The following is a 12,472-nucleotide window of genomic DNA, read 5'->3' as shown; positions in this document are numbered from 1 at the left end:
TCCGGTTATTCACGTTAACGGCTACGCACCGATCAGCCTTTAACCTGAAAACGACGGCGCAGACCTTCGCCTAACAGGTTGAAGGTGATGATTAACAGCATCATGGCAAATGCGGGATACACAACGAATTGGAACTTTCCTAACCATATATCCGCTCGATGCTTGGACAGAATGGTCGCCCAGTTATACCCGGTCTCCACGAATTCCATGACATAATAGTTAACTTCCTTCCACTCATGACCAAGAAAAATGTTCACGATCGCAAGCTGGCCGAGCAGGAGCATGACCTTTCCCATATCCAAACAGAAGTTGACAATCACCTCGGGGAACATGACCGGGATATAGTAATTTTTCGTCAATGTCCTCGTGCGAAGTCCTAACGCGGTTCCGGCCTCCATGTAAGGCTCGCTTGCCATCTTGTGGGCCTGCTGCTGAATCGTAATGGCAACCCGGCCGGCCTCAACGCCGGCCAGAATCAGAATGGCCCAGCCCATCCGCTGCTGGGAGAAGAGAAAGAATGGAAGCGCAAGCAGCAGAGCCGAAGCGAATACTGGCGGCAAATAGGAGCACAACTGGTTCCAGAAGGTAATGAGCCGGTGGATGAAGCCTTTTTTCTTACGGGCGATCAATCCGAGGGGCACCCCGATCGCATATCGGACGGACGTGATCGTGAGCACGAGCAGAATCGTATCTTTGGCGGTTACCACCAGTTTACTCAGGTTATCGACACCCCGCTTGTCCGATCCGAGCCAGTTCTTCGGGGACGGCTTATAGGGCGGAAGCGTCAGCTTCTGCTTCCCGTCCTTCATCACCCATCTGGAGGGTTCCTTATTCAAATCCTTATCAATGAAGGGCATGTAAGGCCCCGCCAGCATAACAAAAACAAAGAAGGCAAGCAGCGTGCCGCCAATCCATAAAGGGACATTCTTCAAATCGACTCACCTCATTTCTGATCGTGGATCAAAGTATTTGCGTGCCGATTGACTGATCCATTGAACGATCATGAACAGCACCATGAAGGAAAATGCGATATAAATAATGACTCCCGGTTCATAATTGCCGCCGGTGCCGCTAAACGTATTGAAATCCAGTGCCAGAAACAACCTCCACGCCGCCCCTGGATAGTTGCGGTAATATTCCACCACGAGCAGATTGGACAAGATGAAGACAAGCAGGCCCGGAAGATGGGTCAGGATGCTCGCGACGCCATTGCGCAGCATATGTTTGTATACGATCTTTCGGTCACTCAATCCCTTGGCTTTTGCCAGCAGTATGTACATCTTGCCTTCCTGTGCGAGCAAAGAAGCCGACGTGATTCGGGCAATGAAGAAAATCGGGTAAATCGACACGAGCAGCGAAGGCAGCACGAAGGCCTCCCAGCCGTCAACCGCAAAATAACGGACAGCCGGTACATGCTTAATAAGCACCCACTGGGCAATCAGCATCAGGAAAAAATCCGGAACGGATTGGAACAGCCATGTGGTCCAGTGCCCCAGCACACTGAATTTGGTCTTGGACAATTTATAGTCGAGGACTCCCTTCAGAATGCCGAACACAAATCCAAGGATTAAAGCGGATACAATAACCAGCAGGCTTTTGCCGACGGCCCCAAAAGCGGCCGCTTCCGAGGACTGGCCGATATACCGCGTTTCTCCCAGCGTCCCGTTCTGAATGGCGGCAGCAAAAAAATCGCGAATATACGTAACATACTCACCCAGATCAAAGGAATAATTCGTCACCCACAAATTGCTGTCCAGCGACAGATTCAAATCCCTCGGAACCAGAACAATGAGGACGATGAACATAAAAGCCAGCAGGCTGGTCACCGTCGTTTTGAGCATTTGTGTTTTTAATCTCATACCGTCCTCCCACACATGATTTCAGCAGTACCCCTTTTGGTTCATTCGATAAGCACTTATTCTACTACTATCATACATCTCCTAAATAAGTCCAGATGAAAATACAAAATTTTACTTTTTATATTTCCGCATCATGTATTACACTCCAGCTTTTGTCATACAAATAGCATATAATTGCCGCTGCCGTTTCTAGCAAATTGCAATCTACAGCGAAAGAATATACTCTGATTGTATATACATCTCATTGGAGGAGGTTCTACGGTGATGTCCATCTATGAATATGAAGTAAAAACGATACGCGGCGAGTCCCAAACGCTGGAGTCTTATAAAGGCGACGTCATGCTCATTGTCAATACAGCAACCAAATGCGGCTTTGCCCCTCAATTCGACGGTCTGGAGAAGCTGCACCAAACCTACCGCGATCAAGGATTGGCCGTTCTCGGTTTCCCCAGCAGTCAGTTCATGAATCAAGAGCTGGAGGAGGACTCCGCGATCGAGGAGGCCTGCAAGCTCAATCATGGCGTCACCTTCCCCTTATTCTCCAAAATTGATGTGAACGGAACGAGTGCCCATCCGCTCTACCGACATCTGACGAGTGAAGCGCCCGGCGCACTCGGCATTAAAGCGATTAAATGGAACTTCACCAAGTTTCTTGTGGACCGCAGCGGCAAGGTGGTCAAGCGCTTTGCGCCAACGGATACTCCGGAAAAAATAGAAGAAGATATCAAGAAGCTGTTATAAATGCAGGCAGCCGATTCCGAAAAAAAGGGCTTGCCCGAGGTCCATCGACCTTGGGCAAGCCCTTTATGTTATGTGGTCCGGCATCGTCCATGCTTTGCCATTGCATCCCTTTGTATGCCGGCTCCCCGGTCAACTCCCTATTCGGGAGAGCCGGGCTGTACGATCTTATACCGTGTGCGGCAGCTCGCGCACCCAGACGGCCATTTCATTCTCGCCGCGGTTGCCCCATAAATAGTACGGAATAGCCTTTAATGATGCGGGAAGCCTCTTCTTCGGAGAGGAACGATACAGTTCATCGCCCCAATCATCAGACTCCTCAAGCCATCCCTCCCCTTCAATGACAACGGCTCCGCCAAGAAGATCCGCATCGAATCGGGAATGAAGCTTCGGATCGCCTGCGAGCGACAGCGAGGATACCGGCGCTCCATGATCGACGCTCTCCAAGCAGTATACCAACGGCCCGCGCTGAATCGCGGCCTTGCCGGCATTCCCCCGTATGTTGGGATTGGCTCTTACTTGATGGATCTCCATGGAGAATGCCAATTCCACGGTATCCCCCGGTGCCCACACTCTCTTGACGTAGGCATAGCCGTCTTGGGTAATATCCTCCACGGCCACCTCTTGCCCGTTCACCCGCATAACGGCTTTGCCGCGCGACCAGTCCGGAATGCGAAGAGCGACGGTCCACTCGGCTGCCTGCTCAGGCTGAATCGTAAGCGTAACATTCCCATCCCATGGCAGCGCGCTGGTCTGGGTTACCTTCACCGGCACGTTCCCGAGACGGACCTCGGCTTCGCCTCCGATGTACAGATGGGTATACAGCGTATCGTCATTCATCGTATACACGTATTCACCCAGCGACGACAGCAGTCTCGCCACGTTCGGCGGGCAGCATGCGCAGGCGAACCAGCCCGGCCGAACCGGCTTCACATGGAACTTGCCCGGATTATGACGGCAGGCCGTAGGCCATACCTCAAGCGGATTCACATAGAAGAAATGACGCCCGTCCTGAGCCATGCTGCCAATGACCGTGTTGAACAGCGCGCGCTCCATCACGTCCGCATACTCCGATTTGGGTGACAGCTGCAGCATGCGCTGGGCAAAAAAGATCAGCCCGATGGATGCGCAGGTCTCCGAGTATACGGTATCGTTCGGCAAGTCATAATCCGTGGTGAACGCCTCGCCGTGATGGGTGGAGCCGATCCCCCCGGTAATGTACATCTGTTTACGGACCATGTTATGCCACAGATTAACGCAAGCCTCAAGCAGAGCAGGGTCTTTCGTTCTGGCAGCTAAATCGGCCATCGCCGTATACATGTAAACCGCGCGGACCGAATGCCCGACTGCCTCCTTCTGTTCCCTCACCGGCAGATGGCTCTGATGATAAGCCAAATGCGGCGGATGCAGTACAGAGCGGTAGAATGACTTCTTCCCTCGCTGTTCCCACTCCTGAATGAAGAAGTGGGGTTCCGTCCCGCGCTCATCTATAAAATACTGACTCAGACGCAAATATCTCGGCTCCTGGGTTACCTCGTACAATTTGACCAGTGCCAGCTCAATCTCCTGATGACCGTCGAACCCATGGATTTTGCCATCCTCGGGTCCAAAGACGGTATCGATGTAATCCGCCAAACGGCATACCACGTCCAGCAGTTTCCGCTTGCCCGTCGCCCGGTAATGTGCAACTCCGGCTTCGATCATATGGCCGGCGCAGTACAGCTCATGGCAATCCGTCAGATTGGTCCAGCGCTTCTCCGGCTCCTTTACCGTAAAATATGTATTCAGATAGCCATCCGGCTGCTGGGCAGCGGCCACAAGATCGATCAGCTCATCCACCTGCTCCTCCAGCTTCGGATCCGGATGAATAGCAAGCGAATAAGCCGCAGCCTCAAGCCATTTGGCGACATCGCTGTCCTGAAACACCATACCGCCATATTCCCCCTCTTCCCTGCCGGCAGCAATTCGAAAATTGGACACGCCATAACTCGGTTCCACGCCCGGAATTCGATCATGGAGGGCTTCATACTGGTATGGGATCACCACTTCCCTTACCAGCTCTATGTAACGGGACCAGAAGGGGTCCGTCAGTTTCACTTGCTTGAGAGGGACGGCAGCTGAACGCGAAGTAAGAGTTATCATCTTGGATATACACTCCTTTGGGATTCGAATGATAAAGCCTCGACACTTCCCATTCTACGTTCTATGATAGGATGAAAACGATAACAGAAATGACCTAATTTCTTATACGATTTCACACTTCCCTGGAGGTGTTACCATGACAGAACGGAGCGTTCTTTCCATTCCTTCACCGCCGCTCCCCTACTTCCTTGAATCCGGAAAAACGCATTATCTGCCGGGCGAGTCGCATCCCAACCGGAGAAACCTTGGCGTCTACGATCTCATCCTGGTTCAATGCGGCTGCTTGTTCCTGGGCGAGGAGGATATGCAGTGGGCGCTTGGCGCAGGGGATTGCGTTGTATTATTACCGGATGCATACCATTACGCCGTACAGGAGTGCCAGGAGGAAACCTCCTTTTATTGGTTGCATTTTCAGACCGCACCATCAAGCGCAGCCGGCGATGATTCGATCTCACACAACATAAAGCTGCCAAAGCATGGCCCGATCCCTTATCCGGAGCAAGCCTATCAGCTGTTCGATTCTCTGCACCTGCTGGCAACGGAACCGAGGTCCACGGCATTTTGGCGCGAACAAACGCTGTTTATCGAGCTGCTGGAGCTGCTGGACCCATCGAGATCGGACCAGGAACAATCGCGGGTACGCAAAGTCGCGGAGCAGGTGGAGTCCTATATCAAAATGCATTATCGTGAGCCCATCAGCAACGCACGTTTATCGTCCGACTTGCATTTCCACTACAACTACCTGACGCGCTGCATGAAGGAATCACACGGCGTAACGCCTACGGAATACCTGCTTCAATACCGCCTGGACCAGGCCAAGCGGCTGCTGCTGACCACCCAGTGGTCCATGGCTCGAATCGCGGAACATGTGGGGTTTCAATATCCGCCCTATTTCTCTCGCCGCTTCTCCGCACGTTTCGGCCTATCGCCGCTGCAATTCCGAAAGCAGTACACGGAGTAAGAAGTAGTATGCTTGGATGGCTGTGGATCATAAGAATCGCCGGGCAGCACAAAATTCTGCCGTTCAGATTAGCTGTTGTATCCGCGAGGTCTTGATAACGGAGCATCGAGCTGACGATCCGTTGTCCGCGCAAAAAAAGACGGACCGCTCACGGGCCCGTCTCTAATGAATCGATTGCGTAATTACGCTTCATTCGGCAGATTAAGCTGCCATGATACGCCGAACTTGTCCGCGATCCAGCCGAATTTTTGACTAAACCCATAGTTGTCCAGCGGCATCATCGCACCTCCGCCATCAATTAATGCCCCATACACCTTCTCGATCTCTGCTTCCGATTCGCAAGTCAGGTAGATGGAGAAGGAAGGCGTGAACGTGAAATCATGCTTCACATTGCTGTCGATACACATGAACGTTTGCCCCTTCAACGAAAAGGTGGCATGCATGACGCTTCCCTCGGCTCCCGGCTGATTGGGGCCATAACGGGTGATGCTGGTTATTTCGGAATCCTCAATTATGGAAATGTAATGGTTCATGGCTTCTTCGGCATGACCTTGGAACATTAAAAACGGGGTTGCACTCTTCATGGATAAATACACTCTCCCTTGTTCATCGGATTAGGATGGATATTTCATCTTTCCTGTCTCAAGCAGCTGCTTCAAGCCCTCAAACATATAACCCCATCCATGTTCGGTTTGGGTATGATACTCCGTGAGCGCCTTCTCGATATCTTCTGCGGACCAATCTTCCTCGTGAGGGACAACGATCTCTTGCGTGAATGTCATTTCGCATCCCGCATCCACGGCTTTGAACTCCACCGTGATTTGGTCCACGGTTTCGCTGAACTGGGGCATCCTGAAGGTAAGCACCAGCTTGTGGGGCCGGTCTATTACAAGGTACTCCCCAATGGCCCGGTACTCCTTGCCTTCCCGAACGTCAACAATCTCCCAGGTTCCGCCCACGCGAGGATCATTACGGGCGATCTTATTCGTCGTTTCCAGCGTAAACAACCATTTGCGCATCATGTCAGGGTTTAACCAGGCATCAAATACTCGTTCCGGCGCTACCTCAAACAAGCGTTTCATGACCAGCGTGGTTGTAGAGGCATTCTCCAATGTAAATCATCCTTCTCATATTGAAATTGGTATTAGGTTCGATCTGTTTCCCTACGTTCTCATCGTTATCCAGTATGTTCAGCCGTATTCCTGTTAATGCTCCTCCTTCTTCGCTTTGTTCAGCTCGCGTTCCAATGCATCAAATTGCCGGGTCCAGAATCGCTCGTAGAATTGCAGCCATTCCAGCGCCCTGCTCATGACGCCCGGATTGAGACGACAGGTATGTGTCCGCCCCTGAATGGATCGATCGAGAAGGCCAGAACGCTCCAGCACCTTGATATGTTTGGAGGCTGCCGCAAGCGACATGTCAAACGGCTCAGCCAGCTCGGATACGGTCATCTCTTGCGCCGCGATCATGCGCACCATCTCTCTTCGGGTCGGATCAGCCAATGCGTGGAAGATGTGATCCAGTTGCTCTTCGTTATTATGTTCAACCATATGGTTAAATATAATGGATGGAACTTATAAAGTCAACCAACCGGTTGAATATTAAGCAATAAACAAAGCCAAACCCTCAACTTAAAGGGCCTGGCCGCGATAATTCTGTAACTTAGTCCTGCTCCGGTAACACTTTACGCTCTCCGCTGCATGTTTTATCCGATAACCTCATCCAGCAGCTGCTCCAGCTCGCCATAACTCGCCACGGTATGCTGCGGTTGATGCTCCGATTCCGGCCCAACGCTCCGGTGATTGAACCAAATCACATGCCAGCCTGCAGCCAGTGCGCCAACCACATCATTGCGCCACGAATCGCCGATGTAATAGGAGCTCATCGGCTCCGTGCCGGTCAGCCGGTTCACATGATGGAATATCCGCGGATCAGGCTTGTCCCAGCCCACAGCTCCGGATACGAACAACCGCTCCTCCGGTATGAGGTCACCCAGCTGCATAGCCGCGATTTTGTTCATCTGGTGTTCTGCCGGACCATTGGTGATCAAGCCAACGACATGCCCGGCATCCGTCAATTTCTTAAGAAGCTCCCGGGCGCCTTCAAACATCGTGATGTTATACTGCCGGTCCAGGTAGGTTTGCTGTACCGTTCCCGCCTCCTCAAGGGTCAGCCCTACGCCGAATTCAGCCAGCGCTAACTGGAACCGGCGTCTGCGCATATCCTCAACCGCTTCCCCGTATGCCGCCGTGCCAGCCCCTCCGAGCTCTACAGACAGCTTGTCGCTGTAATAACGCATCCGGTGATAAGCGGCTTCATATGGAAACATGCCATCAGGGCGGGCAACCTTCTGAACGGCATCGCGAAAAGGCGCCAGATGGTCATACAATGTATCATCCACATCGAAGAAGATTCCCTTCGGTGATATTGGTGTCTTCATACGCATCCCTCTTCCTCATTCGATCTTTCTATTGTACCCGCATCGGCACTACCCGGGTCAAGCCTATCTGTTAATAAGTTCCTTTCCTATGATATGATGGAATTAGAGCGGCAGGATACATCAACTGGAGCATGAATCCTGAGTCGCAGCAGCCAAGACCTCCAATTGCAAGGCCCGATTTATGTACCCGGATAAGGAGATGAATAATGATGACCAAGGATATGACCGAAGTGTGGAGTAAGGATTTCGTTCCCGAGGGCAACCGTGCCAGCAACGTGGACCGTTTCACCGGCTTTGAGGATACCTATGACCAGCATCGCCCCGAAGCTCCCCAGGAGGTTGTCGCCCTGCTGACAGGCTATTTGGAGCGCAAGCCCTCTCTCGTTGTCGACTTGGGATGCGGAACGGGACTATCCTCGTTTGCATGGAAAGACGCAGCGGACCAGATCATCGGCGTTGAGCCGAATGACGATATGCGGGGCAAGGCGATCGCCAAACTGCAGTCGCTGCAGGAAGAGGCTAACGGCAGCCACGGTGCGCAGCTTGCCGATATCAAGTTTGTCTCCGGCTATTCGAACCAATTGGCGCTCCCGGATCAGTCCGCGGATATCATTACCTGTTCCCAATCCTTTCACTGGATGGACCCCGCCAGCACGTTGAAGGAGGTTTCCCGCGTTCTGCGTGAAGAAGGGATATTCGCGGTATATGATTGTGATTGGCCGCCGAGCCTGACCTGGAAGGTCGAGCAATCCTACCATGAGCTGATCGAATGGGCAGAGACCATCATCGACCGCCATGTGGAGGCACAGGAAAAGGCCTATAAAGGGAATAAGAACGAGCATCTGAAGCATATCCGAGAAAGCGGAGTGTTCCGGTTTTCCAAGGAGATCGTATTCCATCATATAGAGCCGTTCACCGCTGAACGATATACCGGCCTTGCCGTCAGCCAAGGCGGTATCCAGACCGTGTTCAAGCTGAAACAAACCGAATTGAACGATAAAATCGCACAATTCCATGCGCTGGTCGAGGAGCACTTCCAAGGGCGGACACTTCCCGTTATGCTCAGCTACCGCATGCGGCTTGGCATTAAATAAAGCAAGAAGCGCCTTTTTCAACCTTCATCATTCTTATGTGCGAAACGTCATCCCGGCTCGCGGGTACGAATCTCATCTGGGGCCACATGGGCAATGGCCTGCATCGTCTCGAATCGGCCGCTTGAGCCGACTTTGCCGGATAGCAGGGTACCGAGAATACCGCCAGCGAAACCAATCGGAATGGACACGATACCCGGATGCTTGAGCGGGAAAATCGCTTCCGCCCGGATCCAGCCGGCCCCGGGATCCATCACGTTAGGCCCCACGGCCATAAGCAGCAAGGAGGATACCAATCCGGCCGCAATGCTCGACATGGCCCCATACGTATTAAATCTCCGCCAAAATAGCGTGAACAGCAGCACCGGCAGATTAGCCGAGGCCGCAACCGCGAACGCAAACGAAACAAGAAATGCCACATTCAGCTTCTGCGCGCCGAGGGCGAGCACAATCGAAGCGGTGCCAACCCCAATGGCCGAAAGCTTGGCCACTCTCATCTGCTGCGCCTCGGTCGCCCGTCCTCTGCGGAAAATGCTGCTATAGACGTCATGAGCAAATGCGGAGGATGCCGTCAGCACAAGCCCCGAGATCACGGCCAATATGGTTGCGAAAGCAACAGCCGATACAAAGGCCATTAAGAATTCGCCACCCAATGCGCTTGCGAGGAGCGGCGCCGCCAGCTCAACCCGCTCCGACAAAACGGACCAATCGACGAAGGCAGCCGCCCCAAATCCAAGAAAAATGGTCATGGCATAAAAGATGCCGATCGTAAACGTTGCCGTTTTGACCGAAGAACGGACCGTACGCGGGTCTTTTACCGTGTAGAAGCGCGCAATAATATGCGGAAGTCCCGCTGTCCCTAACACCAGCGCCATATTAAACGACAGCATGTCGAGCGGGTGGTCGAACATATTACCCGCCATCAGAAACTGCTCCTGCAACGGGGTCGCCCGCTTCATGGATTCGAATAAACCAAGCAGATCCCAATCGAATCTTGCCAGCACGATGAGACTCACGATAAAAGTGCTGCTGACCAGCAATATGGACTTGACGATCTGCACCCAGGAAGTCGCGAGCATGCCGCCGAACGTGACGTAAATGGTCATTAAGCCTCCGACCAGCACGATGGCGAGCGACGTTTCCAGCCCGAACAGCAAATGCACGAGCCACCCGGCACCGACCAGCTGGGCAATCATGTAGAACACCGTAATCATCATGTTGTTGACGGCGATACATCCGCGCAGCCGTTTCTCGCTGAACCGGACCGCCACCGCATCCGCCATCGTATACCTGCCCAGGTTATGAAGCGGCTCGGCTATGATGTACTGCACGATCACATAGGAGGCAAGAAAGCCGATCGAATAGAAAAAGCCGTCGAAGCCGTACACCGCAATGGAGCCCGCGATGCCAAGGAAGGACGCCGCGCTCATATAGTCACCGGAAATGGCCAAGCCGTTTTGCAGCCCGCTCAGACGATTGCCCGCTGCATAGAAATCATTCGTGCTCGTTGTCCGCCTGGCAGCATAATACGTAATCATTAACGTGCCGACCACAATCGCCAGAAAAAAAACGATGCCGGATATGTTCATTTGCATGCCTCCTTCCACTTCAGCCTGAAAGTCATGTTATATCTTTATTTTACGATAAAATGACAAAAAAAGGGCGATCTCCCATGCTGCCAAGCAGCTGGATACACCCTTTTTGGTCAAAGAATCGAATCCGGATTACGCGCCCGTATTGGCCTTGACCAGCACTTCGGCATACTTCGCTTCATCCTTGGAGGAGGATAACAGCGTGCCGATATAAGCTGCCAGAAAGCCAAGCGGAATAGAGATGATGCCCGGATTGCTCATTGGAAAGATCGGATCGCCAATCAAAATGGCTTTTCCGGCCGGATCCCATATATTCGGACTAAGCGCCACAAGAATCACCGTGCTGATCAGCCCGGTCAGCATCCCGGTCACGGCGCCTGTCGTATTAAACCTCTTCCAGAACACCGTGAACAGGATGACCGGTAAATTCGCGCTGGCCGCAACGGCGAAAGCGAGCGAAACAAGGAATGCCACGTTCATCTTCTGGGCGAACAACGCGAGCAGAATGGAGACTATGGATACGCCAATCGATGCGTACCGTGCCATCTTCAGCTGCTCCTTCTCCGACGATTCGCCGCGGCGCACGATTTGGCCGTAGAAATCATGGGCGAAGGCGGATGCCGCGGACAGCACAAGACCCGTCACCACGGCGAGGATTGTCGCGAACGCAACCGCCGAGATGAGCGCGAACAGGAAATCGCCGCCAATCGCTTTGGCCAGGAGCGGGGCAGCCATGTTACCCGCTTTATCGACCTCGGTAATATCCGCCGCGCCTACAAAGGCGGCAGCCCCAAAACCGAGAAAGATCGTCATGACATAGAAGATGCCGATAATCCAGGTAGCGTATACCACGGAGCTGCGTGCCGTCTTGGCGTCCTTAACGGTAAAGAAACGGGTCAAAATATGCGGCAGACCTGCCGTGCCGAGTACGAGCGCAAGGTTGAGCGACAGCGTCTCCAGCGGGATTTTGTATTTATTCCCCGGGTTCAGGAATGCCTCCTGCAGCGGCGTAGCCGTCTTCATATGATGGAACATCTGGGTCAGGCTGAAATCGAATTTGGCGAATACGATCAGCGAGATGATGAACGTGCCGGCCATGAGCAGCACAGCTTTCGAGATTTGAACCCAGCTGGTGGCATGCATGCCGCCAAAGACAACATAGATCGTCATGAGCACGCCGACAATCAGAACCGATGTGACATAGTCCAGTCCCAGCAAAAGCTTAATCAGTGCGCCTGCCCCAACCAGCTGCGCGATCATGTAGAAGATGGAGATGGAAATCGTGTTCAGCGCTGCAACGCCGCGCACTTTCTTGTCGGAGAAACGAGCGGCAATCATATCCGCCACTGTATACTTCCCGAGGTTCCGAAGCGGCTCGGCGACAAGGTACAGCACCACCAGGTAAGCTACAAGGAAACCGATGCTATAAAAGAAGCCGTCAAAGCCAACTAACGCGATCGAGCCTGCGATGCCAAGGAAGGAGGCAGCAGACATATAGTCGCCGGCAATGGCTGTCCCATTCTGCCAGCCCTTGAGCCCTCCGCCTGCCGTATAGAAGTCGCTGGTGTTGGTTGTTTTCTTGGCAGCGTAATACGTTATGATCAGCGTGAGCAATACAATTCCGCAAAACAACGCGATAGCCATAGTCG

Annotated in this window: 12 protein-coding genes; 3 read left to right on the top strand and 9 right to left on the bottom strand. The window is 52.9% G+C overall.

Annotation, left to right across the window (positions count from 1 at the left end):
• Positions 1-32 precede the first annotated feature (32 nt).
• Together M4D81_RS04920 and M4D81_RS04915 are read right to left on the bottom strand one after the other, a co-directional pair.
• Positions 33-932, bottom strand: a complete 900-nt coding sequence (locus M4D81_RS04920; RefSeq protein ID WP_260064756.1) for an ABC transporter permease subunit — start codon at positions 930-932, stop codon at positions 33-35.
• Positions 933-938: 6 nt separating this feature from the next.
• Positions 939-1,859 (bottom strand): ABC transporter permease subunit, encoded by a 921-nt coding sequence (locus M4D81_RS04915; RefSeq protein ID WP_071218748.1) that lies wholly within the window; start codon positions 1,857-1,859, stop codon positions 939-941.
• A 264-nt stretch (positions 1,860-2,123) separates the two neighbouring features.
• Between M4D81_RS04915 and M4D81_RS04910 the strand changes: the two genes are divergently transcribed.
• Positions 2,124-2,600 carry a glutathione peroxidase gene (locus tag M4D81_RS04910; RefSeq protein ID WP_071218747.1) on the top strand — a complete coding sequence of 159 codons (477 nt, stop codon included), beginning with the start codon at positions 2,124-2,126 and terminating at the stop codon, positions 2,598-2,600.
• 165 nt (positions 2,601-2,765) lie between these two features.
• Here the strand turns inward: M4D81_RS04910 and M4D81_RS04905 are convergent, their stop codons facing one another.
• Positions 2,766-4,739: a glycoside hydrolase family 127 protein gene (locus M4D81_RS04905; protein WP_071218746.1), complete on the bottom strand. Its 1,974-nt coding sequence runs from the start codon at positions 4,737-4,739 to the stop codon at positions 2,766-2,768.
• 136 nt (positions 4,740-4,875) lie between these two features.
• Between M4D81_RS04905 and M4D81_RS04900 the strand changes: the two genes are divergently transcribed.
• Positions 4,876-5,700 (top strand): helix-turn-helix transcriptional regulator, encoded by an 825-nt coding sequence (locus tag M4D81_RS04900; protein ID WP_260064754.1) that lies wholly within the window; start codon positions 4,876-4,878, stop codon positions 5,698-5,700.
• A gap of 182 nt (positions 5,701-5,882) precedes the next feature.
• Here the strand turns inward: M4D81_RS04900 and M4D81_RS04895 are convergent, their stop codons facing one another.
• From M4D81_RS04895 to M4D81_RS04880, 4 genes are all read right to left on the bottom strand, one after another.
• Positions 5,883-6,284, bottom strand: a complete 402-nt coding sequence (locus M4D81_RS04895; RefSeq protein ID WP_260064753.1) for a VOC family protein — start codon at positions 6,282-6,284, stop codon at positions 5,883-5,885.
• A gap of 30 nt (positions 6,285-6,314) precedes the next feature.
• Entirely contained in the window at positions 6,315-6,812 is a 498-nt protein-coding gene (locus M4D81_RS04890; protein WP_260064751.1) for an SRPBCC family protein, read from the bottom strand.
• A gap of 93 nt (positions 6,813-6,905) precedes the next feature.
• Positions 6,906-7,250 carry an ArsR/SmtB family transcription factor gene (locus M4D81_RS04885; protein ID WP_260064750.1) on the bottom strand — a complete coding sequence of 115 codons (345 nt, stop codon included), beginning with the start codon at positions 7,248-7,250 and terminating at the stop codon, positions 6,906-6,908.
• 155 nt (positions 7,251-7,405) lie between these two features.
• A complete protein-coding gene (locus M4D81_RS04880; RefSeq protein WP_260064748.1) occupies positions 7,406-8,146 on the bottom strand; it encodes an HAD family hydrolase in 741 nt (246 codons plus the stop codon).
• Between the two features lie 203 nt (positions 8,147-8,349).
• Between M4D81_RS04880 and M4D81_RS04875 the strand changes: the two genes are divergently transcribed.
• A complete protein-coding gene (locus tag M4D81_RS04875; RefSeq protein ID WP_260065094.1) occupies positions 8,350-9,234 on the top strand; it encodes a class I SAM-dependent methyltransferase in 885 nt (294 codons plus the stop codon).
• Positions 9,235-9,281: 47 nt separating this feature from the next.
• Here the strand turns inward: M4D81_RS04875 and M4D81_RS04870 are convergent, their stop codons facing one another.
• Together M4D81_RS04870 and M4D81_RS04865 are read right to left on the bottom strand one after the other, a co-directional pair.
• Entirely contained in the window at positions 9,282-10,820 is a 1,539-nt protein-coding gene (locus tag M4D81_RS04870) for a solute symporter family protein (protein ID WP_260064747.1), read from the bottom strand.
• A gap of 135 nt (positions 10,821-10,955) precedes the next feature.
• Positions 10,956-12,467: a solute symporter family protein gene (locus tag M4D81_RS04865; RefSeq protein ID WP_071218739.1), complete on the bottom strand. Its 1,512-nt coding sequence runs from the start codon at positions 12,465-12,467 to the stop codon at positions 10,956-10,958.
• Positions 12,468-12,472 lie beyond the last annotated feature (5 nt).

It is taken from the genome of Paenibacillus sp. p3-SID867, assembly GCF_025142895.1.
Classification (GTDB): Bacteria; Bacillota; Bacilli; order Paenibacillales; family Paenibacillaceae; genus Paenibacillus_AQ.
The sequence above is the reverse complement of the archived record's forward strand: the minus strand, read 5'-3'. Positions and strand labels throughout refer to the sequence as shown.

Bases quoted from the DNA above. Each gene is read 5' to 3' on its own strand.
- M4D81_RS04910 (WP_071218747.1), top strand. From the start codon at position 2,124: ATGTCCATCTATGAATATGAAGTAAAAACGATACGCGGCGAGTCCCAA.
- M4D81_RS04865 (WP_071218739.1), bottom strand. From the start codon at position 12,467: ATGGCTATCGCGTTGTTTTGCGGAATTGTATTGCTCACGCTGATCATA.
- M4D81_RS04880 (WP_260064748.1), bottom strand. From the start codon at position 8,146: ATGCGTATGAAGACACCAATATCACCGAAGGGAATCTTCTTCGATGTG.
- M4D81_RS04885 (WP_260064750.1), bottom strand. From the start codon at position 7,250: ATGGTTGAACATAATAACGAAGAGCAACTGGATCACATCTTCCACGCA.
- M4D81_RS04915 (WP_071218748.1), bottom strand. From the start codon at position 1,859: ATGAGATTAAAAACACAAATGCTCAAAACGACGGTGACCAGCCTGCTG.
- M4D81_RS04875 (WP_260065094.1), top strand. From the start codon at position 8,350: ATGACCAAGGATATGACCGAAGTGTGGAGTAAGGATTTCGTTCCCGAG.
- M4D81_RS04870 (WP_260064747.1), bottom strand. From the start codon at position 10,820: ATGAACATATCCGGCATCGTTTTTTTTCTGGCGATTGTGGTCGGCACG.
- M4D81_RS04900 (WP_260064754.1), top strand. From the start codon at position 4,876: ATGACAGAACGGAGCGTTCTTTCCATTCCTTCACCGCCGCTCCCCTAC.
- M4D81_RS04895 (WP_260064753.1), bottom strand. From the start codon at position 6,284: ATGAAGAGTGCAACCCCGTTTTTAATGTTCCAAGGTCATGCCGAAGAA.
- M4D81_RS04905 (WP_071218746.1), bottom strand. From the start codon at position 4,739: ATGATAACTCTTACTTCGCGTTCAGCTGCCGTCCCTCTCAAGCAAGTG.